General features: G+C 44.2%; 20 protein-coding genes. 5 read left to right on the plus strand and 15 right to left on the minus strand.

The features are described from left to right. Positions 1-7: 7 nt before the first annotated feature. The 5 genes from crcB to lrp form a co-directional block, all read right to left on the minus strand. Positions 8-403 carry a fluoride efflux transporter CrcB gene (crcB, locus tag ACOJR9_RS10130; protein ID WP_420932877.1) on the minus strand — a complete coding sequence of 132 codons (396 nt, stop codon included), beginning with the start codon at positions 401-403 and terminating at the stop codon, positions 8-10. An 11-nt stretch (positions 404-414) separates the two neighbouring features. Beyond that, positions 415-1,722 (minus strand): replication-associated recombination protein A, encoded by a 1,308-nt coding sequence (locus ACOJR9_RS10135; RefSeq protein ID WP_420932878.1) that lies wholly within the window; start codon positions 1,720-1,722, stop codon positions 415-417. Beyond that, on the minus strand, positions 1,709-2,581 hold the full coding sequence (lolA, locus tag ACOJR9_RS10140; RefSeq protein ID WP_420932879.1) for an outer membrane lipoprotein chaperone LolA: 873 nt from the start codon (positions 2,579-2,581) through the stop codon (positions 1,709-1,711). Before lolA ends, ACOJR9_RS10135 begins: the two co-directional genes overlap by 14 nt. Before the next feature lie 4 nt (positions 2,582-2,585). Beyond that, entirely contained in the window at positions 2,586-5,456 is a 2,871-nt protein-coding gene (locus ACOJR9_RS10145; protein WP_420932880.1) for a DNA translocase FtsK, read from the minus strand. A 223-nt stretch (positions 5,457-5,679) separates the two neighbouring features. Continuing rightward, positions 5,680-6,165, minus strand: coding sequence for a leucine-responsive transcriptional regulator Lrp (gene lrp, locus ACOJR9_RS10150; protein WP_420932881.1), 486 nt, complete (start codon positions 6,163-6,165; stop codon positions 5,680-5,682). Between the two features lie 160 nt (positions 6,166-6,325). Between lrp and ald the strand changes: the two genes are divergently transcribed. Beyond that, complete coding sequence (ald, locus tag ACOJR9_RS10155) at positions 6,326-7,459, plus strand: alanine dehydrogenase (RefSeq protein WP_420932882.1); 1,134 nt, start codon at positions 6,326-6,328, stop codon at positions 7,457-7,459. A gap of 219 nt (positions 7,460-7,678) precedes the next feature. On the opposite strand, the gene pyrF is transcribed toward ald, so the two are convergent. The 10 genes from pyrF to gyrA all read right to left on the minus strand — a co-directional run bounded on the left by pyrF (position 7,679) and on the right by gyrA (position 20,748). Then, a complete protein-coding gene (gene pyrF, locus ACOJR9_RS10160) occupies positions 7,679-8,374 on the minus strand; it encodes an orotidine-5'-phosphate decarboxylase (RefSeq protein WP_420936101.1) in 696 nt (231 codons plus the stop codon). A 33-nt stretch (positions 8,375-8,407) separates the two neighbouring features. Next, entirely contained in the window at positions 8,408-9,577 is a 1,170-nt protein-coding gene (gene lapB / locus ACOJR9_RS10165) for a lipopolysaccharide assembly protein LapB (protein WP_420932883.1), read from the minus strand. Then, positions 9,577-9,837, minus strand: coding sequence for a LapA family protein (locus tag ACOJR9_RS10170; protein WP_420932884.1), 261 nt, complete (start codon positions 9,835-9,837; stop codon positions 9,577-9,579). The genes lapB and ACOJR9_RS10170 overlap by 1 nt, the downstream gene beginning before the upstream one ends. A 118-nt stretch (positions 9,838-9,955) precedes the next feature. Then, a complete protein-coding gene (locus tag ACOJR9_RS10175) occupies positions 9,956-12,295 on the minus strand; it encodes a PilZ domain-containing protein (RefSeq protein ID WP_420932885.1) in 2,340 nt (779 codons plus the stop codon). A 188-nt stretch (positions 12,296-12,483) separates the two neighbouring features. Then, positions 12,484-12,771, minus strand: coding sequence for an integration host factor subunit beta (gene ihfB, locus ACOJR9_RS10180; protein WP_420932886.1), 288 nt, complete (start codon positions 12,769-12,771; stop codon positions 12,484-12,486). Positions 12,772-12,847: 76 nt separating this feature from the next. After that, complete coding sequence (gene rpsA / locus ACOJR9_RS10185; RefSeq protein ID WP_420932887.1) at positions 12,848-14,518, minus strand: 30S ribosomal protein S1; 1,671 nt, start codon at positions 14,516-14,518, stop codon at positions 12,848-12,850. A gap of 120 nt (positions 14,519-14,638) precedes the next feature. After that, positions 14,639-15,310, minus strand: a complete 672-nt coding sequence (cmk, locus tag ACOJR9_RS10190) for a (d)CMP kinase (protein ID WP_032096431.1) — start codon at positions 15,308-15,310, stop codon at positions 14,639-14,641. 152 nt (positions 15,311-15,462) lie between these two features. Continuing rightward, a complete protein-coding gene (gene aroA / locus ACOJR9_RS10195) occupies positions 15,463-16,776 on the minus strand; it encodes a 3-phosphoshikimate 1-carboxyvinyltransferase (RefSeq protein WP_420932888.1) in 1,314 nt (437 codons plus the stop codon). 19 nt (positions 16,777-16,795) lie between these two features. Beyond that, on the minus strand, positions 16,796-17,881 hold the full coding sequence (gene serC, locus ACOJR9_RS10200; protein ID WP_420936102.1) for a 3-phosphoserine/phosphohydroxythreonine transaminase: 1,086 nt from the start codon (positions 17,879-17,881) through the stop codon (positions 16,796-16,798). A 173-nt stretch (positions 17,882-18,054) separates the two neighbouring features. Next, the gene (gene gyrA, locus ACOJR9_RS10205) at positions 18,055-20,748 is read right to left on the minus strand and encodes a DNA topoisomerase (ATP-hydrolyzing) subunit A (RefSeq protein WP_420932889.1); all 2,694 of its coding nucleotides are present in this window, start codon (positions 20,746-20,748) and stop codon (positions 18,055-18,057) included. Positions 20,749-21,079: 331 nt separating this feature from the next. Between gyrA and ubiG the strand changes: the two genes are divergently transcribed. The 4 genes from ubiG to yfaE all read left to right on the plus strand — a co-directional run bounded on the left by ubiG (position 21,080) and on the right by yfaE (position 26,220). After that, entirely contained in the window at positions 21,080-21,784 is a 705-nt protein-coding gene (gene ubiG / locus ACOJR9_RS10210) for a bifunctional 2-polyprenyl-6-hydroxyphenol methylase/3-demethylubiquinol 3-O-methyltransferase UbiG (protein ID WP_420936103.1), read from the plus strand. A gap of 590 nt (positions 21,785-22,374) precedes the next feature. Continuing rightward, positions 22,375-24,696, plus strand: coding sequence for a class 1a ribonucleoside-diphosphate reductase subunit alpha (gene nrdA, locus ACOJR9_RS10215; protein ID WP_420936104.1), 2,322 nt, complete (start codon positions 22,375-22,377; stop codon positions 24,694-24,696). A 108-nt stretch (positions 24,697-24,804) separates the two neighbouring features. Then, positions 24,805-25,935, plus strand: a complete 1,131-nt coding sequence (nrdB, locus tag ACOJR9_RS10220; protein WP_420932890.1) for a class Ia ribonucleoside-diphosphate reductase subunit beta — start codon at positions 24,805-24,807, stop codon at positions 25,933-25,935. 12 nt (positions 25,936-25,947) lie between these two features. Next, positions 25,948-26,220, plus strand: a complete 273-nt coding sequence (gene yfaE / locus ACOJR9_RS10225) for a class I ribonucleotide reductase maintenance protein YfaE (RefSeq protein ID WP_420932891.1) — start codon at positions 25,948-25,950, stop codon at positions 26,218-26,220. Positions 26,221-26,363: the final 143 nt, after the last annotated feature.

Below are 26,363 nucleotides of genomic sequence, written 5' to 3' on the forward strand. Positions count from 1 at the left end.
TTCCTACTTATCCTTTCATCAATTCAATTGCCAGCCACCCTGCTATTAAGCAAGCGCCAACATTAAGAAATACGTTTGCCATAGCCTTCAGCCACAGCCCATTTTCTAACAACGTTAGCGTTTCAATGGAAAACGTTGAGAATGTTGTAAATGCGCCTAATAACCCCACACCTAGTAGTGCGCGGTATGGCGAATCGCTCAAATCGTGACGTTCTATCAAGCCATAAAGAAGCGCCAGCGCAAATGAGCCAATGACATTTACCGTTAGTGTACCAAACGGCATGTTTTTTCCAAACCAAGAATCTACCGTTGTGGTAACAAAATAGCGTAAACATGCACCTGTCGCGCCGCCCGCGGCGATAAAACAGTACAATGTTAGGCTTTGTGATACGCCATATGACACGCTTTACCCCTTTATCGTCTGTTCTTGCTCTGTGAATTTAAGCTGTCTAAGAAATCTCGTTTCGCTTTAAGCGCCTTTTCTAAGCCTCGTTCGCTTGGCTCATAAAAGCGCGTCCCCGCAATACTATCTGGCAGGTAGGTCTCGCCTGCCGCAAAGGCATTTGGCTCATTATGTGCATAGCGATAACCATCACCATGACCTAGTTCTTTCATTAGCGACGTGGGAGCATTCCGTAAATGCATAGGCACTGGCGCATCTGACGTTTTTCTCGCTAATGCCTTTGCTGCACTAAACGCCATGTAAACCGCATTGCTCTTTGCGGCTAATGCACAATATACGGCGGCCTGCGCGATAGCCCGCTCCCCTTCAGCGGGGCCCACGCGATGAAATGTATCCCAAGCATTAATGCAAAGCTGCATGGCCCGCGGATCAGCATTGCCAATATCCTCTGAAGCAATGGCTAGCAAACGCCTGCCAACGTAAAGGGCATCGCCACCACCGTCTAAAATGCGGGCATACCAGTAAAGCGCTGCATCAGGGTCTGAACCTCTTACCGATTTGTGAAAAGCGGAAATGAGATCGTAAAACGTATCGCCTTTATTATCGTAGCTCGCCACTTTTTGACCAACGGCTTGCTCAATGTCTCCAATAGCAATTTCATCATTACTGGTAAAATCGGCAGATAATTCTAAATAGGTGAGAAGGCGTCTGGCATCACCACTGCTTAAGTCGATAAGGGCTTGTTTTGCTGGCGCTGAAATTGTTAAATGTCGTTCGCCTAGCCCTTTTTGCGCATTGGCTAAGGCGCGTTCTACCAACTCGGCCAAAGCTTCATTTTCAAGTGGCTTAAGAACGTAAACTCTTACCCTCGATAGCAATGCATTGTTTAGCTCAAAAGACGGGTTTTCCGTGGTTGCACCGATAAAAGTCACAACACCAGATTCAACGAAGGGTAAAAACGCATCCTGTTGACTTTTATTAAAACGATGCACTTCATCAACAAATAATAGCGTACGCTGATTGTAACGTGCATTGTCTTGTGCACTGTCCATGGCCGCACGAATGTCTTTTACCCCAGACGTCACCGCTGAAATACGAAGCACTGTAGCGTTAGTATATTCGGCGATGAGCTCTGCTAAGGTTGTCTTTCCTGTCCCAGGAGGCCCCCACAAAATCATCGAATGGCAGTGACCCGCTTCTAGCATTTTACGAAGGGGCTTGTCAGGGCCTAAAAGGTGAGATTGCCCACTGTATTCTTCAATGATCGACGGCCGCATCCGCGCGGCCAGCGGGGCGAATGCCTGATTAACGTTGGTCATCGATAATAAAACTGTCTGGCACTTCAACTTCAAACGTATCAGCGGCAAGTGGGAAAGTGGTTTCTATATCACTGAATGTCAGCGTGCTTATTTGTTGTTGAGCATCTAGCATGGTCAACGCAGCAAGCTCATTGTCGCTGTTGAAAGTAAGGGTAAGCGTGAGTATCTGTCCGCCCTGCTGCTTAGGCGTTATTTGAAAGCTGCGCAAACCTGACGTGTTTTCTTGTCCTGACCTGTTTTCTTGTTCTAACAGCTTCGATATCGCATTATCAAGCTGACTAATTGAAAACATCGACCACGTGCTGTCATCATTAGAGGTGAGTAACATGACAGGGTTGTCTTTAATGGCGTTAGCCTGAGATAGTACAGTAACCTGCTCTACAAATGTGTCTACATTCCACACGGCTTCGCCGTCGGCTATCAGTAGCGTCTCGTCTGGAAAAGTAGTTTCCCAACGCAGCTTGTCAGGACGTGTCATCACAAGCACGCCCTGTGCTTCATGTACTACATTTTGCTGAGCATCCACAACGGTTTGAGCAAAGCTAGCCCGAAACTGACGCATATCACTAAGCAGTGCTTTTAACGCAGATGTGTCGTTAGTATCAATATCGCTCGTTAATTCAGGAGCAGCATTTGATTGAAGAGCCGCTTTAGTGCTCGTTATAGCTGCCGCTGATTGACTATTTTCAATACCTGCACTAGCGGCATTTGTTGCCTTATCTGGTATTTGTTGAGCTAATGTTTGTTGAATTGGAGCCCCTTCGGCTGAAGCCTGTGTTTGGGCATTTGATACAAAACTTGTCGCGCCAGCAGCCACTAAAAGCACACTGCGTACAAGGTACATTGCTTCGTTCTTCATATCGTTATTCCTTTATTGGGGGCGGCGCTATGACTTCGCGATTTCCGTTGTGCCCCTGTGCACTTACGACCCCACTCGCCTCCATTTGTTCAACTAAACGCGCTGCGCGGTTGTAACCAATTCTGAATTTACGCTGCACGCTAGACACACTTGCACGGCGTGTTTCTGTAACAAATGCAACGGCATCATCGTAGAATGCATCAAACTCCTGTTCTTCGCCTTCAGGTTGTTCACCAGGCAGTAAAACTTCAGCAGATGCTTCGCCATTTAGAATTTCATCGATGTACTCGGGTTCGCCACGCTTCTGCCAATCGGCAACCACGGCATGCACTTCATGATCGTCTACAAACGCCCCGTGTACTCGCGTAGGCACTGGGCTTCCTGGCGGAAGGTAGAGCATATCACCCATACCAAGCAGGGTTTCAGCACCCTGCTGGTCTAATATAGTGCGCGAATCTATTTTGCTCGATACCTGAAATGCTATACGAGTAGGGATGTTTGCTTTTATTAATCCGGTAATAACATCTACCGAAGGTCTCTGAGTGGCCAAAATAAGGTGTATGCCGGCGGCCCGCGCTTTTTGTGCAATACGGGCTATCAATTCTTCTACTTTCTTACCAACAATCATCATCATGTCGGCAAATTCGTCCACCACAACCACTATAGCAGGTAATTTATCCAAGTCTGGCGCTTCAGTTTCCATGCTCTCTTCATTTTTCCAGAGCGGATCTTTAATCGGCGTTCCGTTTGCCTTAGCCTCTTCAACCTTAACGTTGTAGCCTTTGAGGTTCCTCACGCCCAGTGCACTCATTAATCGATATCGGCGCTCCATTTCGCCCACACACCAGCGAAGGGCATTTGCCGCCTCTTTCATATCGGTAACCACTTCAGATAGTAAGTGAGGAATACCTTCATATACCGATAGTTCGAGCATTTTAGGGTCGATCATAATCATGCGAACGTCTTCAGGCGTGCTTTTATACAACAGGCTCAAAATCATGACGTTCACACCTACCGATTTACCCGAGCCAGTGGTACCAGCAACTAATACATGGGGCATTTTTGCTAAATCTACAATAACCGGCTTACCGGATATATCTGCGCCAAGCACCATGGTGAGCGCCGACTTATTCGATTGAAACGCGTCGCAGCTAATGACTTCGCTTAAACGAACCATCTCACGCTGTTTGTTTGGCAGTTCCAGTCCAATAACTGATTTACCAGGGATAACCTCAACAACACGCACCGACATAGCGGACATTGCCCGCGCCAAATCTTTCGACAAACCGGTAATCTTACTTACCTTAACTCCCGGCGCTAAATCAAGCTCAAAGCGCGTAATAACAGGCCCCGGATAAACACCCACTACCGTGGCTTCAATATTAAAGTCGGCTAACTTTTCCTCAACCAGGCGAGATATACCCTCAATCTCTTCTTGGGTAAGAGGGTTTTCGTGTTTATCGGCCCGCTCTAGCAAATCAAACGATGGCATGGGCGCCATGTTTTCATCAATTTCCTGTCTTGCCTTCATAGGCTTAGCACCCACTGCCGCTGGGGAAAACGGTTGTTGTACAGAGGTATCTACCGTTTTTTGAGCCATTGTCGGTTCTAACGGAGGTTGAATATGCGAGCTCACTGTGTCTTCTTCGTCGCTAGCGTAAGGCATGTCTGCGTTAAACTCATCAAACTCGTCAAAGTCACCGATGGTTGGCTCAGTTTTTCTTGTGCTTTCACTGAAAGTGGCAGAGCTTATTGCGTTAGAAGTTAATTCGTTACTCGAATCAGCACCTTCACCCAACCTACTCTCTTCACTTGGCTCAGCGGAATTTCCAGACTCACCTAGCCCCACTTTAGCTTTGACCGCCGCGCTCATGCCTGAGAAAGAAAATGGCGACTTTTTCGGCTCACTTTCGATATCCTTAGAATGCGCTGAGGGCTCGTCGGTATCGTCGGTGTGAGAATAGAATGGCGGTTCGCTCTCTTCATCTGACTGGCTGGTATGGTGAGTAGCAGTGTTTACCGTAAAGCGTGGTTCCTGTCTCTCAGAGGGTGCATGACGCTGATTCGCCGCACTATCATTGTGTGCATTGTGTGAAGGCGCAGCAGGTTGCGCTCCCCTCTCCTGCCCCTGTCCATGAGCAGAGCCAGAATAAGAGTCAGAGTCAGATTCAGATTCAGATTCATAAGCAGGCTCAGCGCGCATGGTCGTAATATCAAGCTCACCTGATGAAGCGGTATTATCCTTAACATTACTGGTTAGCGCTAAGCGCGGCATCTCAAAAGACAGTAACCGCTGGGGTGCACTAATCGTTTTTCTGGTAAGCCACAGAGCGCCCTCGCCTATTTTGTCAATTATCAAAAGCCAGCTAACACCGGTGAGCAAAGTAAACCCCGTGCAAAAAAAGCAGAGTAAGAGGAGGATTGTACCCGCGGTATTAAAATAGGGAACTAGTGCAGAACTTATAACGTCTCCAACAAAGCCCCCAGCAGAAAAGTTGTAAATATCGTCAAAGTTGATACTCGCAATACCCGTTGCACCCAGTGCCATAAGTAAACCGCCAATAATGCGAAGACCTATGGTTAAGTAGTCAAATTCATCAAGCTCTTTAATATGCTGAAAAAGAAACCAGCCCAAGAACGCTGCACCAAAAGGCAATAAATAGGCAAGAAAGCCAAAAGAAAACAGCAATAAATCGGCAACCCATGCGCCAGTGGCCCCTACCCAATTGTGTACATCGAGCTGAAGCCCGGCTTGGCTCCATCCAGGATCGCCAGGATGAAAAGATGCTAGTGCCAGCAATAAGAAAAAGGCGAAAACGCAAGCGACTATCATGCCTGCTTCCCACACTCGCTGAACCCCTGTTAATCGCGCCATAACGTTTATAAAACCTTTAAATTATCTGCCACTGCCATTGATGTAATGCGCTATAAGTACAGGAAACCCGATTTTGTTTCCCGCAATCCATTCTCTGTAACCGCTCCAAACCTTCTGTAACCGACATGTACTGGCTCTGTAAGGTATTGAAAGCGCGCGAGTATTAAAGCACTGTATTTTTGCACAGCCTACCATAAAAGCAACATTCTGAGCCATGCTTTCATTACTTCAAATTAATGCGCAAAGAAGACGTACTTTTGACTTCTTCCATAACCACATAGGTTCTAGACTCACTGACGCCCGGCAAGCGCAGTAATGTGTCCCCTAATAGCTTTCGATAGCTAGACATATCTGCCACTCTTGCCTTTAACAGAAAATCGAAGTCGCCTGACACTAGATGGCACTCTTGTATATCGTCATGCAATTTTACCGCAGCAGAAAATTCTGCAAAGATATCCACAGAAGTTTTCGTTAATGTTATCTCCACAAACACTAACATTGCAGCGCCAAGTTTTTCTGGATCCACAATAGCGTGGTAGCCTTTTATATACCCTTGGCTTTCCAGTCGTTTAACCCTTTCAAGGCAAGGGCTAGGGCTTAAGCCCACTTCCTTTGCCAGTTCAACATTAGAAATTCGCCCATTTTTTTGTAATTGAACTAGGATATTCCTGTCTATTCGGTCAAGGTGTTTTGGGGTTTTCACTAACATATTATATTTTTCAAAAACAATTAATGGCCATACTATATTCCAGAAACTCTCAATTTTCAGCACATAGTTCGCTTTTTATTAACGTATACTCGCCAAAATAAATACACAGTTATTCTAAAGCCGAGCCATTCCGTGCTCATCAGTAACAAGAGGATTTAGTATGTTAGTTGGTGTACCAAAAGAAATAAAAAACCACGAGTATCGTGTTGGCCTAACGCCAGCTGCAGTGAAAGAATTTACAAGCAACGGTCACTCTGTGCTAGTTCAAACATTAGCAGGCGACGCCATTGGTTTTACTGACGAAATGTACGTAGCTGCTGGCGCTACTATTGCGCTAACTGCTGAGCAAATATTTGCGGAAGCAGAAATGATAATAAAAGTAAAAGAGCCCCAGCCTAACGAATGTAAAATGCTGCGCAAAGGCCAGACTTTATATACTTACCTCCACCTTGCACCAGACCCAACGCAGACTAAACTTCTCGTTGAATCTGGAGCAACATGCATTGCTTATGAAACAGTAACTGACGACCGTGGAGGTCTCCCTCTTCTCGCTCCTATGAGTGAAGTTGCCGGTCGTATGTCTGTACAGGCAGGTGCGCATTACTTAGAAAAAGCCCACGGTGGCAGCGGAACATTGCTTGGCGGTGTACCTGGTGTGGCACCTGGTAAAGTCTTAGTTATTGGTGGTGGCGTTGTAGGAACAAATGCAGCGAAAATGGCCCTTGGTTTAGGCGCTGAAGTGGTTATTCTTGACCGCTCTCTCCCGCGCTTGCGTCAGATCGACGATATCTTTAATGGTCAAGTCAAGACAGTTTATTCTACTGTTGACGCAATCGAGCACTATTCCTCAAAAGCTGACCTAGTGGTAGGTGCGGTGTTAATTCCTGGTGCAGCAGCACCTAAGCTGCTTAACCGTGAACAAATTGCGGCGATGAAGCCTGGCTCAGTATTGGTAGATGTTGCCATTGACCAAGGCGGTTGTTTTGAAACTTCAAAAGCAACGACACATCAAGACCCTGTTTATATCATTGATGATGTTGTGCACTATTGTGTTGCTAACATGCCAGGTGGTGTTGCGCGTACATCAACAATGGCGCTAAACAATGCAACGCTGCCCTTTGGCCTTGCTTTGGCAAACAAAGGTCCTGTTCAAGCAATGCTAGATGACAAGCATTTACTTGCGGGATTGAACACCCACGAAGGAAAAGTTACTTATAAAGCAGTTGTCGATGCGTTGGGTGAAGAGCTTGGTTTAACCTACACGCCTGCGGAAGTCGCGCTTAACGGTCTATAAGCGCTTTCGAAAAGTGTCTATAGCTATCGAGTCTATCATTTTATAGTTATTACCTAGGATTAGATTGACTCAATGACAAAGCTCGACGTTGTTAACAAGACGTCGAGCTTTTTTATATATATTCGATTTGTGGACTGCAAACAGATTTGCCACCCGAGACACGTAGCAAGAGTCAATAAAAGACCATTAACAACCGATGCATTTCAAACTATCACATGTTTAGCGAATAGATCTATTAACCTCTTCTAACACTGCCATGGGATCTGCTGCTTGTGTGATAGGTCGCCCCATCACTAAATAGCTCACTCCATGATTAATAGCGTCCTGCGGCGACATTACTCGCTTCTGATCGCCTGCTTGGCTTCCATTCGGCCTTATGCCAGGAGTTATCAGTAAAAAATCATCGTTATGTCGTTTGCGCAGTGCAGCAGCCTCTTGCGCGGAGCAAACGATACCGTCTAAGCCAGCTTTTTCGGTTAACTCGGCCAGTCGCAATACCTGTTCTTCAGGGGTAACGCCATCAATAACACTTGAAAGCTGCTCTTGATCCATGCTGGTTAGCACAGTAACGGCAATCAGTTTGGTGTTAGGATTGTTGCTATTTTCAATGGCAAGTTTTGCTGCTTGCATCATTGGCAGTCCGCCGGAGGCATGAACGTTTACCATCCACACACCAAGTTCAGCAGCAGCTTTACAGGCTTTGGCGACGGTATTGGGGATATCATGAAATTTTAGATCTAAAAAAACGTCAAAACCTTTATCAACCAAGCGCGTTACAAACTCTGGCCCGAATAAAGTAAACATTTCTTTGCCTACTTTGAGCTTGCACAAGCTAGGATTTAGCTTATCAACAAAAGCTAATGCGGTATCTTTGTCGTCATAATCAAGCGCTACAATTACGCGGGGTTCTTGAATAGCTTCATTAGGAATAGCGTTGGGCATAAATCATTACTCTCCATCTAACCCTTTTATGGGTTTGACTACGCCCCATTTCTTACATGATGGGCATAGCCAATACAATTTTCTACCGGAAAAACCACAGCTGTTGCAGCGATATTTTGGTCGCTGAAGCATTTGTTTTCCAACTAACTCTTTTAATAACCGCAAACTATCGGCAGTATGCTTATCGCTGACCTCGTCGATATAAAGACCCATCAAGGTTTTAAATCCACGCATGGTAGGCCGCTTTCTAAGCTGCTCGATTAAGTATTCACTAGCCTGAGATACTTCTCCTTTTTTCAGCAGCACATCTACCATGGCAAGGTATGACGTAGCGCATTCTTGCCAGTGCGCTTGTAAGAGCTTTTCGAAACTATCCCACTCACCAGTATCTTCAGCAATTGTTTCCAAACTCGGCACGGCTTCACTAAACCAATTAATATCTCGCTCAGCTACCTGAACGAAATAAGCAGTAGCATCAGTATATCGTTTTTGATTAAGGGCTAGCTCTCCCAGCATCAGCCATGGGCGTACCGCGTGAGCATCTGCATTAACGGCTTTTTGCAGTAACGTTAGGGCTGCGCCCTGGCTGTTATTTTTAAGCTCAACCGTTGCCTGCTCACAATAAAAATGGGCAAGCCGCTCGCACACATCATCGTTATCACCGTGACATTTTACCATACGTTCAGCAAGCTCAATGGCTCGCTGCCATTCTTTGGTTGTTTGATAAATACTGAAAAGTTGCTGTTGAGCTATGATGTAATGTTTGTCACTGTTTAGTAACTGTAGAAACGCATTTTCTGCACGTTCTAAGAAGCCCGCTTGAGTGTAATCTTGCCCTAATTCGCGCAACGCATTTTCCCGCTGTGCAGGCTGAAGTTCATCACGACTCACTAAGTTTTGGTGTACCTTAATCGCGCGATCTATCTCACCTCGATGACGAAAAAAACTGCCCATCGCAATGTGCGTCTCTACCGTATCACTATTGACGTTAATCATTTTTATTAACGTATCTACCGCTTTGTCAGGTTGGTCTGAAAGAAGGAAATTAAGACCTTTATAATAATGCTTAGACAGTATGCTCGACTGCTTTCTTTGTGCCTGGCGAACGCTATTGCGCCCCATTATCCAGCCATAACCTGCTGCGACAGGTAAAAGTAAAAACAGCAGCTCTAGCATTAGTGGTCTTTTTCCAAATGCTGCATCGTAGATTGAGTCGACATGAGCTGCACTTTTAAACGCAACCAACTCGCTAGCATGATCAAGATACCAACAATCACTCCTATAGAGAGCGAAATAGCGATGAGAGTAGATAATCTGATGTTTGCTTGAGCAATAAGATAATTAACCGTCACTACTTCTTCGTTTTGCGACCCAATAACGAACGCCACAGTTAACAGCGCAAGAATAATCAAAAATGATATGATCCCTTTCAACACAAAACCCTTTAAATTGACTTGTTGGTAAGAATAGCAAAATGGGAAAAAAGATAATACAAAAAAGCATAACCCAGTGCAGTTAGCTGTGCAGTGAGCAGTGAGCAGTGCAGCAAATTTATTAAGCAGATACAGATTCTGACTCTTTCGACTCCCGTTTCGCAATTAGGTTGTCAATGACAAGATCATGATGCAATGCCGACATGTTAGTAATGAAAATACAGTGGGTATACCCTGCTTGCATTGTTTCTAATTTATCGTACATTGCTTTATCGAGTTTTGATAATTGTGCCAAGCGTTTTTTGGTTAAAGGCGTGATAGCGCCGTGACAACGTATGGCGGTTACGTCAGTAGAACTCAGCTGAATTTTTCCTTCATCCAGCTGCTCTTTAATTTGGGTGCGGAGTTTGGAGTACAAAAAGTCTCGCTCTCTAATGAAAACAAGTCTGTTGTCACTTTTGCGAACACAGTGCACCACTAGATGCTGCTGTATTGACTCTTTAAACATCGCTTCTAGTATTAGAGACTTAGGCTTAGCTTGGCCTTTGTCAGCAAAGAATCCATGCAGGGGAACTATATTTTGGGTGCGAGAAAAAGGGAATAGATCATCGGAATTGTCGCTTTGATACACGGTTTTGAGTCTATCTAGAGTAAAGCGGTTCATTACACATAGTACAGCCAGAGACGGCATATGCCTTACTGCCAACTCCCATATAAATCGATGAGTTAGACGCTGGATACGAGCGATGTCTCTCACCTTAAAGTAAGCCGTATTTTCTTCAACAATAGTGTCTACGTTGGCGCTAACTTTTGTTTTTCGGCCCACCTCTGGCAGACACAGCCTAATAACACCAGAGGCAGGCTCAAAATGTACAACTTTATATTTCTCATTTTTAATTTTAAGGTCTGGCACAGAAACCCGAATTTCTTTCTGTAATTCACTGTTTGGCGCAACAATAAGTTGCATACCGCTGGCAGACAAATCGGCAACTCGCGCCTCTAGAGACGAAAGTAGCCCTATTTTGATTGAGGCGGTTTTATCAATAACGTAACGTGTTTCGTTGCGTCTATCTAAGTCCTCTTCCATGACATAATCAATATGCCAATTATCACCGCTTGCTTTAAGATTGCCTGAGAGAGGTTTGAAGCTACATTTCGCACTTAAGGTTAAATTGCCAATATAGCTAGAGACATCCTTACAATAAAGTACATGAGAGATAGCAGAAAGATGCTCGAACTCTTTGCTAGCGATATCGTGAATGGCAAATGCCTTTTGCTTATCTTTCCTCGACACCGTATCGAGTCGACAATGACTGCATATAAAATCATCGTTTTTCGCCAACAAGTAAACCAGCGCGTTTAGTTGCCCCATTTCCACTAACTGCCTGTGTGTTGCCGTGATCTTCACCGTCGCATTTTTAGTTTTTATCGTGCCGTGAAAGACAAATGCTTCATTATATTTTAATACCTCCTTGGCAAGAGCACTAAAAAACGGTTTATCTTGTAAGCTTGTAAGTAACCGCTCAGTCTTATTGTGTTCAACGTTTGCTTTAGTAAAAAGCGCTATTGTCGGCTTAAGTGATTTTTTATGAGGTGATAAATAGACAGGTAACCAGGGGCTGTTTTCTAATATTCTATCGCGCTCTAATTCCTGCATGGCGCGTTCAATCTCTAAATCCCTCTGCAAAGGCTGTCGATAAGCGGTAACTTCAACATAGCGTTTTAGATTGGTAAGAAAATCAGGCTCTATAGTGTCGGGGAAGACAAAAAAAGACTCATATTTTCCGAGATGCTTATTATATTTTACCGCTTGAAGATTAAAGGCTATATCTGTAGGTTCTTTCGTTAACCCCGCAACTTCCGGCAACGTAAAGGTAATAATATCACCTGTGGTCACATTAGGAGGACGCTTTGTTTCTACTACCATTCCAAGGTGAGAAAAGGCACTTACACTGCAGTGCCTTCCCTTTTCAAATTCTGGAGAGCTTACAGTAAAATTCGGTCTTATTGCGATGTCGTCACCAAAATCGATATCAGTAAAAGACTGACTTTCGATATTAAACGCATCCACGATTTTTTTGAACTGATCTTTCTTAATCTGGTTCTGATAAAAATCAGAATTCATCACCGATTCAAATACACCAACGGTATATCTATCTTGATAAAGCGACGTTTCACTTTTGAGAATTTTGGCTCCCACCTTATCTAAGCGCATTTGTATGCCGAAGTGTTTGAACTTCATAACCGGAAAATGTGCAAAGGCGGAATTATCAGCGGGCGCGTCTGTAAGAGAGGTGAGTCTCACGACTTCCTCTTTTATCACTTTTCGAACACTACTTGGTAAGCGTTTAGAAAACTTATTAATACCCTCTAACAATCGATTTTGCTGTTCATAGGGAATTAGTGCACGAATTAGCGGCTGATATTGTTTTATTATTGCTTGTTCTTCGCCGGCTGACATTACTTCAATTAAAACCGTCTATTCTTATAGGAATAATATATAACTGTCTTTTAGTGAGGGTCAATAACTATTAACGGCAAGCACCACGTGTAACAGAATATACGCATCAATGATGAGATTTTAACGGTATGTTATAGAAAGTGAGAAAAGCTGGCACAAAAAAGCCGCTTGACAGCGGCTTTTATAATTTATGATATTGAGGCATCAACTCGTTCGCGAAGTTCTTTTCCTGGCTTAAAGTGCGGTACGTATTTACCGTCTAGCTTAACTGTTTCGCCCGTTTTAGGGTTTCTACCAACGCGCGGTGCGCGGTAGTGCAGTGAGAAACTGCCAAAACCTCGAATTTCTATACGCTCACCCTTCTGAAGGGTTTGTGCCATCTGTTCGAGAAGCTCTTTGATAGCCAGTTCTAGTTCTTTCGCTGGAACCTGACGCGCTTGATCCGCGAGCCGTTCAATTAATTCAGACTTGGTCATATTTAACCTCGTTGTCACTATTATTGTTTAAACAGCTATCGCGAATTGGGTGCGCCTAGGCACACCCACAAAAACATTACTCGCCTTTAGCAGCTTTGAATGCTTCTGCCATCGCGCTAGCAAAACCAGCATCATCTTGCTGATTAACCTTCTCGATAGCTTCTTTTTCGTCAGCCTGATCTTTCGCTCTTACAGATAGGTTAACAGTACGATTTTTACGGTCTACGCCCATAAATTTCGCTTCAATGCTATCGCCAACTTTCGCTACTTCAGTTGCGTCTTCTACACGCTCAACAGCAATATCAGCAACGCGGATATAACCGTCAACTTCTTCAGCTAGGTTTACAGTAACGCCTTTCGCTTCAACTTCAGTTACTGTACCAACAACGATAGCACCTTTCTTGTTATCTGTCAGATACTTGTTGAACGGATCTTCTTCAATTTGCTTAACGCCTAGAGAGATACGCTCACGCTCTGGATCAACTTGAAGGACAACTGCAGATATTTCGTCGCCTTTCTTGTAGTCGCGAACCGCGTCTTCGCCAGACTTGTTCCAGCTGATGTCAGAAAGGTGAACCAGACCGTCGATGCCGCCGTCAAGGCCGATAAAGATACCAAAGTCAGTGATTGACTTGATCTTACCAGACACTTTGTCGCCTTTTTCGTGGGACTCAGCAAATGTTTCCCAAGGATTAGCAATACATTGCTTAAGACCTAAAGAAATACGACGACGCTCTTCGTCAATTTCAAGAACCATTACATCTACGGTATCACCAAGGTTAACAACCTTAGATGGGTGGATGTTTTTGTTAGTCCAATCCATTTCAGAAACGTGAACAAGACCTTCAACACCGTCTTCAATTTCTACGAAACAACCGTAATCAGTTAGGTTAGTAACTTGACCGTTGATCTTAGTTCCTTCAGGGTAACGTGAAGCAATTTCTTGCCATGGATCGTTGCCCATTTGCTTCATACCAAGAGAAACACGCTGCTTCTCTTTGTCGAACTTAAGAACTTTAACGTTGATTTCATCGCCAACATTTACGATTTCACTTGGGTGCTTAACGCGCTTCCAAGCCATATCTGTAATGTGTAGAAGACCATCTACGCCACCGAGGTCTACGAACGCACCGTAATCGGTAAGGTTCTTAACGATACCTTTAATTTCGTGGCCTTCTTCAAGGTTAGCAAGAAGTGACTCGCGCTCTTGGCTGCTTTCAGCTTCGATAACTGCGCGACGAGAAACAACAACATTGTTGCGTTTTGCATCAAGCTTGATAACTTTAAATTCAAGCTCTTTGCCTTCGAGGTGAGTTGTATCACGCACTGGACGTACATCAACTAATGAACCAGGAAGGAACGCGCGTACACTGTTTACTTCAACAGTGAAACCGCCTTTAACTTTTCCGTTGATAACGCCTTTGATGGTAACCTTATCATCGTAAGCTTTTTCCAGTTCAACCCATGCTTCGTGACGCTTCGCTTTTTCGCGAGATAGAATAGTTTCACCGAAACCATCTTCTACTGCATCTAGTGCAACATCTACTTCGTCACCGATTGCAATTTCTAATTCGCCATCAGCATTTTTAAATTGGTCTACTGGGATAGCACTTTCTGATTTCAAGCCCGCATCAACAAGAACGATGTCTTTGTCGATAGAAACAACAGTACCTTTTACAATTGAACCAGGACGTGTTTCTAGTTCTTGTAAGCTTTCTTCAAAAAGTTGTGCAAAATTTTCAGTCATAAGTCTCAGATAACTTTTAAGTTGATATCCACGCTTCTAATCCGGATAACGCGGGGTTATTAAAAAATCGCCGCTACTTCCTGTGGCAGCTCTGCTCTGAACGTGTTTTGCCCCACGCAATTAACGTCGTGAGGAAATAATATCCATCGCTTTTTCAAAGACTTGGTCTATATCCAAGTCTGTCGAATCTATAATGACAGCATCTTCTGCCGGTACCAAAGGTGCAACCGTGCGCTGCGTATCGCGCTCGTCTCTCGCCTTGATATCGGTTAAAAGGCGCGCAATATTAACATCCATACCCTTTGCTTTCAACTGGCTATAGCGTCGCTCTGCGCGCGCTTCAGCGCTTGCTGTAAGAAATATCTTTACCTGTGCATCAGGAAACACCACTGTGCCCATATCGCGACCGTCAGCAACAAGGCCTGGTGATTGCTGAAAAGCACGCTGCCTTCGCAGTAACGCTTCGCGCACTCTCGGCAATGCAGCAATTTTTGACGCTACAGCTCCCACTTCTTCAGTGCGGATGTCATCAGTGACATCTTCGCCTTCCAAAATAATGCGGGTCGCATCTTGGCTCGTCTCGAAACTAACGTCGAGCCCTGTTGCAAGGGGAACAACACATTCTTCATCATCACACGGGAGGTCGTGGTGAAGCGCAGCAACAGCTAGAACGCGATAAATTGCACCGCTATCTAAAAAATGCCACTCTAACTTCTTGGCTAATAAGCTACTTAGTGTACCTTTACCAGCACCACTTGGGCCGTCGACCGTGACTACGGGTGTGGAATGCATACCTGCTCCATATTTCTAAAATTGCTAAAAATCGCGCGTAATTATACGCTTTAACACGAGATTAGCAATGGCGACAGTACATGCACGCCGCGCAGTTAATCGCCAACATTGATATGTATCACGTTATTGATGTTGTGAAATCGATCTAAGTACTACTTATTTACTGGCCTTAGCGTCTTCGCTTTTTCATCGAAAAGCGTTTTAAACCGAGTAAAATAATCTGGGAACGTTTTACGAGTGCAACTTGGGTCGTTAATCGTTACCGGCGTATCACTTAGTGCGACAAGCGAAAAGCACATGGCAATTCTATGGTCGTTGTAAGTGTCTATTTCTGCATGTTTCAAACTATCAGTGGGCCATACTTTTATGTAATCGTGACCTTCTTCTACCTTAGCACCAACCTTCTTAAGCTCAGTCGCCATTGCGTAAAGTCTGTCGGTTTCTTTAACACGCCAGTTGTAAATATTAGTCATGGTAGTTGGTCCATCGGCAAATAGCGCCGTGGTCGCAATCGTCATGGCAGCATCGGGGATATGGTTCATATCCATCGATATACCTTTAAGAGGTGCCCCCGTCACTTCTATATATTCATCATGCCAATGAACAGTAGCACCCATCGCTTCGAGAACATCGGCAAAGCGGATATCACCTTGAATGCTATTTTGACCAATACCGGTTACGCGTACCGTGCCACCTTTAATAGCGCCGGCTGCAAGAAAGTAAGAAGCAGATGATGCATCGCCTTCAACCATAAACTTACCTGGGGAAACGTATTTCGCGTCACCAGAAATAGTGAAGGTTTGATAATTGTCGTTGCTCACATGCACGCCGAACTTAGCCATGGTGTCCAAGGTAATATCAATGTACGGCTTAGAAACCAGCTCGCCTTTAATTCTGATAGTAACATCATCGTTAAATAAAGGAGCAGCCATCAATAGCGCGGTAAGAAACTGACTAGACACACTGCCATCTACCGACATTTCACCGCCGGCTAATGTTTTACCCTTGATACGAAGCGGGGGAAATCCGTCATTCTTTAGATAAGTAATATCGGCACCGGCCTCTCGTAACCCATCGACTAAGTCAGCGATAGGTCGCTCTTCCATACGAGGCTCACCGGTAAGGATTGTATCTACTTTACTTACGGCTAATGCAGCACACAAAGGGCGCATTGCCGTGCCTGCATTGCCTAAAAATAACTCTTGGGACGCCGCAACATCAAAAGCACCGCCATTACCCGTTACTACACATTGGGTTTTATCTTCACTTAACGTGTAGCTCACGCCAAGTTGTGTCAATGCGTTAAGCATGTGAGAAATATCATCACTGTCAAGTAGGTTCGTCAGTTCAGTATCGCCCTCTGCTAGCGCCGAAAGCAGCAGAGCCCTGTTTGACAGGCTCTTCGAACCAGGTACATTGACCTCACCCGATACGTTTGCAATCGGTTCTAATGTTAACTGTTCCATCTTGTTGTCTATTCCTTTCTTATCCATTTACCCGTTCGAATTCACGCATGAACTCTACAAGCGCCAACACGCCTTCAACAGACATAGCGTTGTAAATACTCGCACGCATGCCACCAACAGAACGATGACCTTTAAGCGCTAGCAACCCAGCTTCTTGCGACTGTTTTAAAAACAATCCGTCTAAGTCGGAGTTTGCAAGATGAAATGGTACGTTCATTTTTGAGCGATTATGTGGGTGCACTTTACTTGAATAGAAATCAGAACTATCAATAGCTGAGTACAATAACGAGGCTTTTTCAGCGTTGCGTTTCGCCATGGCATCTACCCCCCCCATGTCTTTCAGCCACTCAAATACCAGACCAGCTAAATACCATGAAAAGGTTGGTGGTGTGTTGTACATAGAGTCAGATTTGGCTGCCAGGCCATAATCAAAAATAGAAGGCGTTTCCTTTCTGGCATAACCCACTAAGTCTTCACGGACAATAACTACCGATAAACCGCTTGGGCCAATATTTTTTTGCGCACCGGCATAAATAATACCGTGTTTAGCCACATCCAGTGGTTGAGACAGTATTGTTGATGACATGTCAGACACTAAAGGCACATCGCCAGATTCAGGAAGCCAGTCAAAGGCAATGCCATCGACAGTTTCGTTCGGGCAAAAATGATAATACGCCGCAGATTGATCAACATTGGCAAGTGAAGGCTGAGGAACAAATTGCAAACCGTCTTTGTTCGTTACTTCGCCAATTACCTGGGCATTATTGTATTTGTTGGCTTCCTCTACTGCACCTTTTGACCATGAGCCACTGACAAGATGCAGGCTTGTCTCTTCACTCTTAGATATATTCAGAGGCACTGCGGCAAACTGACCACGACCACCACCATGAGTGAATAGAACGTGATAGTTTGAGGGAATAGACAAAAGGTCGCGTAGATCCTGCTCGGCTTTTGCGGCTATCTCTATAAAATCTTTGCCTCGATGACTTACTTCCATAACAGAGCAGTGTAAGTCACGCCAATTTGTAAATTCGCCTTGGGCTTTTTGCATTACTTCCTTCGGAAGCATTGCTGGGCCGGCACTAAAGTTAAATACCTCATTCATCGCGCTTTTCAACACCTGTATACTAGTTGCCAATTGGGATGCCAATTTGAGCCTCAGTTGGCAAACAAGAGGCATAAGCCGCTTGTTTATTAAGAACACCGATAGTGCATGTCGACAAGTGCGAATGGCCTCTTGCCAACAAATAGTTACCTTTTAAGTAACTTGCACTACCCCTAGTCTTCTGTCGTTGAGCTGTCGTCGTCTTGTGCGACGTTTTCTTCTTGCTCAGGTAACGATTCAGGAGTGATAGGATTACCTTCTTCATCTAGCTCTGGTAATTCTATAACCTCTTCAATGCGTTGTAAGCCAACCACGTGTTCACCTTCCACAGTACGCATCAAGCGAACACCTTGAGTGTTACGTCCCACTACTGAGACTTCACTTACCCGCGTACGTACAAGTGTACCTTGGTCACTAATCAACATCATTTCGTTGGTTTCGTCTACTTGCACGGCTCCAACTACTTTTCCATTACGTTCTGAAACCTTAATTGACACAACCCCTTGAGTAGCTCGGCTCTTCGCAGGGTAATCTTCTAGTGGTGTACGTTTACCGAAACCGTTTACTGTGGCGGTAAGGATCGGACCATCGCCTCTAGGTACAATTAGGGAAACCACTTTTTGATTGTCTTGTAAGCGAATACCGCGAACACCGGTAGCGGTTCTGCCCATAGGACGAATTGCAAGCAACTCTTCCCCAGTTTCAGGGTCGCGCTTCACTTCACCCGTTTCGCTATCGCGAAGCTTTTCGTTAAAGCGAACCACTTTACCAGCGTCAGAGAACAACATAATGTCATCATCACCGTGGGTAATATCAACACCAATCAATTCGTCGCCTTCATTGAGATTAACAGCAATAATACCGTTTGCACGAGGGCGAGAATAAAGGCTTAAGTCAGTCTTCTTCACCGTACCGTTCGCCGTTGCCATAAGGACATACTTGCCTTCAACAAACTCTTTAATAGGTAATATTGCAGTAATACGTTCGTTTTCTTCCAACGGTAAAATATTGACTATTGGACGACCACGAGCATTACGACTGGCGAACGGCAGTTGATAAACCTTAAGCCAGTACAGTCTTCCGCGAGTTGAGAAACAAAGAATATGATCGTGGGTATTCGCCACAAGCAGCTTTTCAATAATGTCTTCGTCTTTCATCTTAGTCGCTGATTTACCGCGGCCGCCCCGTCGCTGCGCCTCGTAGTCTGTCAGCTTTTGATATTTCACGTAACCTTCGCGAGACAGTGTGACAACCACTTCTTCTCTCTCAATCAGGTCCTCAATATCAATATCATGACTTGCAGCTGTAATTTCGGTGCGGCGTTCATCACCGTATTCATCACGAACTTTCTCAAGTTCTTCTTGAATAACTTCCATCAAACGCTCTGGGCTATTTAATATATGAAGCAATTCAGCAATGATCTCTAGTAGCTGCTTGTATTCTTCTAAAATCTTCTCGTGTTCAAGACCAGTCAGCTTATGCAAACGGAGGTCGAGGATAGCTTGCGCTTGCTGCTCTGTCAGGAAGTATTTTCCCTCGCGAATACCGAACTCTGGCATTAACCAATCCGGTCGCGCGGCGTCGTCACCCGCTCGTTCTAACATTTGTGACACATCGCCTAAATGCCAACCTTGCGCAATCAATCCTTTTTTCGCATCTGCTGGGCTGTTAGACGCTTTAATCAGCTCAATAATGGGATCGATGTTGGCAAGCGCTATGGCAAGACCTTCGAGAATGTGCGCACGATCTCTGGCTTTGCGTAATTCAAACACCGTTCGACGAGTTACCACCTCTCTACGATGTAAAATAAACGCTTCTAGCGTGTCTTTAAGATTGAATATCTTAGGTTGAGTATTATCCAACGCTACCATGTTGATACCAAACACAGTTTGCAACTGCGTATTGGCATATAGGTGGTTCAGCAACACTTCAGCGGATTCGTTGCGTTTAACCTCGATGACGATGCGCATACCGTCTTTATCAGACTCATCACGAAGTGCTGAAATACCCTCAATTCGCTTTTCTTTAACTAACTCAGCTATCTTTTCAATAAGGCGAGCTTTGTTCACTTGATACGGTATTTCGTTAACTATAATCGTTTCTTTACCGTTACTGTCAGTTTCAATGTCAGCTTTAGCTCGTAGATAAATTTTACCACGCCCGGTACGATAAGCATCTTCAATTCCCTTGCGACCGCTGATCGTTGCGGCCGTTGGGAAATCAGGACCCGGTATGTGAGTCATCAATTCATCGATAGACAAATCGGGATTTTCAATAAGCGCCACACAACCATTGATCACTTCAGTTAAGTTATGCGGAGGGATATTAGTGGCCATACCTACGGCAATACCCGACGAACCATTAACTAAAAGGTTAGGCACTTTGGTTGGTAATACTTCAGGAATAAATTCGGTGCCGTCATAGTTCGGAACGAAGTTAACGGTTTCTTTGTCTAAATCAGCTAATAACTCGTGGGCAATTTTTGCCATGCGAACTTCGGTGTAACGCATTGCGGCTGCAGAGTCGCCATCGACAGAACCAAAGTTACCTTGCCCATCTACCAGCATATATCGCAACGAAAAGGGTTGCGCCATACGAACGATTGTGTCGTACACGGCAGAATCACCGTGCGGGTGGTATTTACCAATGACATCGCCTACCACACGGGCAGATTTTTTATATGGCTTGTTGAAGTCGTTTTTGAGTTCGTTCATCGCGAACAGCACTCGGCGGTGAACTGGCTTCAAGCCATCTCTTACATCAGGCAATGCTCGCCCGACAATAACGCTCATCGCGTAATCGAGGTAGGAGTTCTTCAGCTCTTCCTCAATATTAACGGGGAGAATTTCTTTAGCGTTATCAGACATAAACTGCTTAATCCCTTTTTCTTGATTTGTTCTGCGTTATCCGTTTTGACCTGCTTTTTATATGTGGCAAAGCAATGTCGTGGCGCGCACTATTGTTATTATGTGGGTTCATAATCGACTCATGAGTGTATCACTTGATAACAGATTTATGTAGCGCTTAATTAAGCTAATTAGAGCAATATTAAGTAAGCGTTTATTTTTCGTGCAGACGGCAGTTTTTGACCCTGAATAATCGACAAATAGTAGTGAAAAATGTAACAGCTGCGCTGTATTTTGCGTTATGTTACTTATACGCTATTGAAGGATTTACTCATCTATGACAAACAACGCTGTGTCAAATGTTGACCCACAAGAAATTGATAAATTTTCACAACTCGCTTCTCGATGGTGGGATCCTGAGGGAGAATTTAAGCCGCTTCACCTTATCAACCCTCTTCGTCTGGACTTTATCAATCACAATGCCCAAGGTCTCTTTGGCAAAGCAGTGATCGATATTGGTTGCGGTGGTGGAATTTTGGCTGAATCAATGGCGAAAGCCGGAGCAAAGGTGACTGGATTGGACATGGCGCACGCTTCACTTGAAGTGGCAAAACTGCACGGTTTAGAGTCAGGAACAAAAGTTGATTACGTCTGCTCAACTGCTGAAGACTACGCTAATGAAAACGCGGGTAAATTTGATGTTGTCACTTGTATGGAGATGCTTGAACACGTTCCAAATCCAGCCTCTGTCGTTTCTGCATGCGCAGCGCTAGCTAAACCTGGTGGGCATGTGTTTTTTTCTACGCTTAATCGAAATATAAAGTCATATTTGATGGGGATCGTCGGTGCTGAATATGTACTTAAATTGGTACCCAAAGGTACTCACGATCACAGCAAGTTCTTAAAGCCTTCTGAGCTCATGTCGATGACTGACAATGCAGGTTTACTTCCCCGAGACATGACAGGTCTTCATATGGATCCAGTCACACAAGGATTTTATCTTTCCGCTAATAATATGGATGTTAATTACCTACTATATACAGTGGTATCAGACTAACTCGACACTACATGTAGGGGCATGATGATATTTCATACACTATATATCGTGTTTTTATAAAAAAGCGTTCTTAATAATAAATTAATTTAGCGTTCGATCATTTTTCTCAAAAGTGCTTGCATTTGGTTTGATTAACGCTTGTAGAACGCTAAAAAGTTAGTCTCCACTAACGTAAAAACTATGCCAGATTGAGTGATGGAAATACCACCAGATATTGGGTTGCATTACAGCGAAAACCTCACTATCTTGTGTTCTGTCCGCAGCGCGATCCGGCAGTAATTTTCAGGACCAACGCTCAGACGTCCCGTAATGCGTAGTAAGTTATACGCGACTCATACGCGACGCTTTCACCGGACACATCAAAAGCAAAAAATTTTAAGCAGTCTCTACTCGTGTATGTCAGTTCAGACGGCTTTAGTGTGTGTAATGATGCGAGCGTTAATGCAAAACAGCATCACGCACAGCGATTAACGCTGTGCGCAGACATGCTAAAAATGACAACGAAACACCTTAGAAATACGACACCAATTAAAATGAAAATGGGTGTTAAACCCACGCTATATGCGCTAACAGAAAAACGGCCAAGTAACATGAATAACAATTTATTTGTCACCAAACGAAATGGTGAAAAAGAATCTATTGATTTAGAGAAAATCCATAAAGTAGTCACGTGGGCGGCAAAAGGACTTAGTAACGTTTCTGTTTCGCAAGTTGAAATTAAAGCGCAAATACAGTTCTTTGACGGCATTAATACAAGCGAGATCCACGAAACATTGATCAAGTCTGCGGCGGATCTCATTTCTACCGACGCGCCTGATTATCAATACCTTGCTGCACGCCTAGCTATTTTCCATCTTCGTAAAAAAGCATACGGACAATTTGAGCCGCCAGCGCTCATCGACCAAGTTACGCACATGGTTGAAATGGGCAAGTACGATAGCCATCTACTTAAAGACTATTCTGCTGAAGAGTTTGCCGAAATGGAAACGTATATCGACCATTGGCGCGACATGAACTTCAGTTACGCTGCGGTTAAGCAACTCGAGGGAAAATACCTTGTTCAAAACCGTGTTACTGGTGAGATCTATGAAAGCGCACAGTTCCTTTACATCTTAGTTGCTGCTTGCTTGTTTGCGAATTATGACAAATCCACTCGCATGGAATATATTCGACGCTTCTACGACGCTGCGTCTACGTTCAAACTCTCATTACCGACGCCAATCATGGCTGGTGTTAGAACCCCTACCCGTCAATTCAGCTCTTGCGTTCTCATTGAAGCCGGTGACAGCCTCGATTCAATCAACGCAACTGCAAGCGCCATTGTTAAGTACGTGAGCCAGCGTGCTGGTATTGGTGTAAATGCAGGGCGCATTCGTGCCCTCGGCAGTCCAATTCGCGGTGGTGAAGCGTTTCACACAGGTTGTATCCCTTTTTACAAGTACTTCCAGACTGCAGTGAAAAGCTGCTCTCAAGGTGGTGTTCGTGGCGGTGCAGCAACCTTATTCTATCCATTATGGCATATGGAAGTTGAGTCGCTGTTGGTACTTAAAAACAACCGTGGTGTTGAAGAGAACCGCGTTCGCCACCTCGACTACGGTGTGCAGTTTAACAAGCTTATGTATCAGCGCATGATGAAAGATGGCTACATTTCATTGTTCAGCCCTTCTGATGTGCCTGGTTTGTACGATGCCTTCTTCGCCGATCAAGATAAGTTTGAAGAGCTGTACGTTAAATACGAAAATGACGACAGTATTCGCAAGAAACAAATCAAAGCCATGGAATTGTTCAGCTTGTTTATGCAAGAGCGTGCAAGTACTGGCCGTATTTATCTTCAGAATGTAGATCATTGCAATACTCATAGCCCGTTTAACCCTGAAGTTGCACCGGTACGACAAAGCAATCTTTGTCTTGAAATAGCGCTGCCAACTAAGCCGCTTCAGCACGTGAATGACGAAGAAGGTGAGATTGCGCTTTGCACACTCTCTGCGTTTAACCTAGGTGCCATAAAATCACTAGACGAGTTTGAAGAACTAGCAGACCTAGCGGTTCGTGCACTCGACAACTTATTAGACTACCAAGACTATCCAGTGCCAGCGGCATTTAATGCCACTATGGGCCGCAGAACCTTGGGTGTCGGTGTAATTAACTTTGCTTACTATTTAGCTAAAAATAACGTTAAATACTCTGACGGCAGTGCCAATGGTCTTGTTCATCGCACGTTTGAGGCAATGCAATATTACTTACTTAAAGCATCGAACAATCTAGCCAAAGAGAAAGGCGCTTGTCCGAAGTTTAATGAAACTACCTACTCTCAAGGTGTAATGCCTATTGATAGTTATAAACGTGATTTAGATAAAGTATGTAACGAACCACTGCATTACGACTGGGATGCACTGCGTGAAGATATAAAAACCCATGGACTGCGCAACTCGACGCTATCGGCGTTGATGCCATCTGAAACATCATCACAAATCTCAAATGCAACCAATGGTATTGAGCCACCCCGTGGGTTCGTGAGTATTAAGTCCAGTAAAGATGGTGTTTTAAAACAAGTTGTTCCAGAGTATGAAACGCTAAGAAATCAATACGAGTTATTGTGGGATATTCCGTCAAACGACGGTTATCTACAACTAGTGGGTATTATGCAGAAGTTTATCGATCAAACAATTTCAGCGAATACAAATTACGACCCAAGCCGCTACGATGGCAACAAGGTTCCAATGAAGCTACTGCTTAAAGACCTGTTGACTACGTATAAGCTTGGCGTGAAAACATTGTATTATCACAATACTCGAGACGGCGCGTCAGACACTTCAGCACTAGATGCAAAAACTAGTGAGCCACTTCCTCGTCAAGAAGAAGTTGTAATAGAAGAAGATGATGATTGTGCCGGCGGTGCGTGCAAAATCTAAGTATTTAGACACTGCACACGCCCTTGCGTGTGCATCGCAAGGTAATGAATAGCAGCAAGAACACTAATAAAAATACGCGTTTATCATTAAGTTTTTAGTTAGGTCATCATGAAATACACTACGTTTAATCAACAAAGTACAAATCCGTTGCTAGAGCCAATGTTTTTCGGCAACCCCGTAAACGTTGCACGCTACGACCAGCAGAAGCATGCCATTTTCGAAAAGCTTATTGAAAAACAAATAAGCTTCTTTTGGCGCCCTGAAGAAGTCGATGTCACTCGAGATCGCGTTGATTTTCAAAAATTAACCGAGCCAGAGAAGCACATTTTCATTTCTAACCTTAAGTACCAAACATTACTTGATTCGGTACAAGGCAGAAGCCCTAACATTGCGTTCTTGCCAATCATTTCACTGCCTGAATTAGAAACCTGGGTAGAGACGTGGTCTTTTTACGAGACGATTCACTCGCGCTCTTACACGCACATATTGCGTAACTTGTTTTCTGATCCAAGTGAAATCTTTGACGACATCGTGGTAAACGATGAAATTAAGCGCCGTGCCGCTGATATTTCTAAATACTACGATGATTTGATTTTTGCGACCCAGCTTTGGCAAACCCAAGGCGAAGGCGTGCATACGGTTGACGGTGTTGCACACACAATCAATATGTACGAGCTTAAGAAAAAACTATACCTTTGCATGAACTCAGTGAATGCCCTTGAAGCAATTCGTTTTTATGTATCTTTTGCATGTACGTTCGCATTTGCTGAACGCAAGCTGATGGAAGGTAATTCAAAAATTATCCGTCTTATTGCTCGCGACGAAAACCTTCACTTGTCTTCAACGCAACATGTATTAAATCTGTGGGCGAAGGGTAAAGACGACCCTGAAATGGCGCAAATTGCAAAAGAATGTAAAGACGAAGCTCGCGCTATCTTTATGAACGCCGTTGAGCAAGAAAAAGAATGGGCAGATTACTTATTCCAGAACGGTTCTATGATCGGCCTGAATAAGGAAATATTGTGTTCTTATGTAGAGTACATCGCTAATCAGCGTATGACTGCCATTGGTTTCGACGCACCGTTTGACGTTAGCAGTAACCCACTGCCTTGGATGAATAACTATCTTAATTCAGACAACGTACAGGTAGCTCCTCAAGAGTCTGAGATTAGCTCTTACCTTGTTGGTCAAATTGACTCAGCGGTAAGTGAAGAAGACTTTGCTGACTTTGAACTGTAATTACGCAGTTTAATGAATAGTAGTAACGAGATGCTCCGCATCGACATTGTTGATGTGGGGCAAATTAACGCCTCTACCGATAAAACCCTATTAAGCGCTATTGAAGCTGCTGGTATCAATATCCACTATCATTGCAGAGAAGGCTTTTGTGGTGCGTGTAGAACTAAATTGCTTGAAGGTGAAGTGGAATACACTACCGACCCTCTTGCCTTTATTGATGACGACGAAATTTTACCCTGCTGTTGTGTGGCAAAAAGGCCGTTGAAAATTAAAGTCCCGCTGTAATGTAAGTTTGTGTGCGGTAGGCACTCTTCAGTCTCATCACGCCTTCCTCGAGTTATAAGTCTCTTTACTCTACTGATATTTGAAATCTGAAAACGTAAACGCCATCGAAGTGTAAGGTTGCGATGACGCTTAATGTTTATAAG

This window comes from Alteromonas ulvae, from assembly GCF_048987005.1.
GTDB lineage: Bacteria > Pseudomonadota > Gammaproteobacteria > Enterobacterales > Alteromonadaceae > Alteromonas.

Bases quoted from the DNA above. Each gene is read 5' to 3' on its own strand.
- ACOJR9_RS10175 (WP_420932885.1), bottom strand. From the start codon at position 12,295: ATGTCAGCCGGCGAAGAACAAGCAATAATAAAACAATATCAGCCGCTA.
- nrdB (WP_420932890.1), top strand. From the start codon at position 24,805: ATGAAATACACTACGTTTAATCAACAAAGTACAAATCCGTTGCTAGAG.
- ald (WP_420932882.1), top strand. From the start codon at position 6,326: ATGTTAGTTGGTGTACCAAAAGAAATAAAAAACCACGAGTATCGTGTT.
- gyrA (WP_420932889.1), bottom strand. From the start codon at position 20,748: ATGTCTGATAACGCTAAAGAAATTCTCCCCGTTAATATTGAGGAAGAG.
- lapB (WP_420932883.1), bottom strand. From the start codon at position 9,577: ATGCTAGAGCTGCTGTTTTTACTTTTACCTGTCGCAGCAGGTTATGGC.
- rpsA (WP_420932887.1), bottom strand. From the start codon at position 14,518: ATGACTGAAAATTTTGCACAACTTTTTGAAGAAAGCTTACAAGAACTA.
- yfaE (WP_420932891.1), top strand. From the start codon at position 25,948: ATGAATAGTAGTAACGAGATGCTCCGCATCGACATTGTTGATGTGGGG.
- nrdA (WP_420936104.1), top strand. From the start codon at position 22,375: ATGAATAACAATTTATTTGTCACCAAACGAAATGGTGAAAAAGAATCT.
- cmk (WP_032096431.1), bottom strand. From the start codon at position 15,310: ATGCATTCCACACCCGTAGTCACGGTCGACGGCCCAAGTGGTGCTGGT.
- ACOJR9_RS10135 (WP_420932878.1), bottom strand. From the start codon at position 1,722: ATGACCAACGTTAATCAGGCATTCGCCCCGCTGGCCGCGCGGATGCGG.
- lolA (WP_420932879.1), bottom strand. From the start codon at position 2,581: ATGAAGAACGAAGCAATGTACCTTGTACGCAGTGTGCTTTTAGTGGCT.
- lrp (WP_420932881.1), bottom strand. From the start codon at position 6,165: ATGTTAGTGAAAACCCCAAAACACCTTGACCGAATAGACAGGAATATC.
- ACOJR9_RS10145 (WP_420932880.1), bottom strand. From the start codon at position 5,456: ATGGCGCGATTAACAGGGGTTCAGCGAGTGTGGGAAGCAGGCATGATA.
- aroA (WP_420932888.1), bottom strand. From the start codon at position 16,776: ATGGAACAGTTAACATTAGAACCGATTGCAAACGTATCGGGTGAGGTC.
- serC (WP_420936102.1), bottom strand. From the start codon at position 17,881: ATGAATGAGGTATTTAACTTTAGTGCCGGCCCAGCAATGCTTCCGAAG.
- ihfB (WP_420932886.1), bottom strand. From the start codon at position 12,771: ATGACCAAGTCTGAATTAATTGAACGGCTCGCGGATCAAGCGCGTCAG.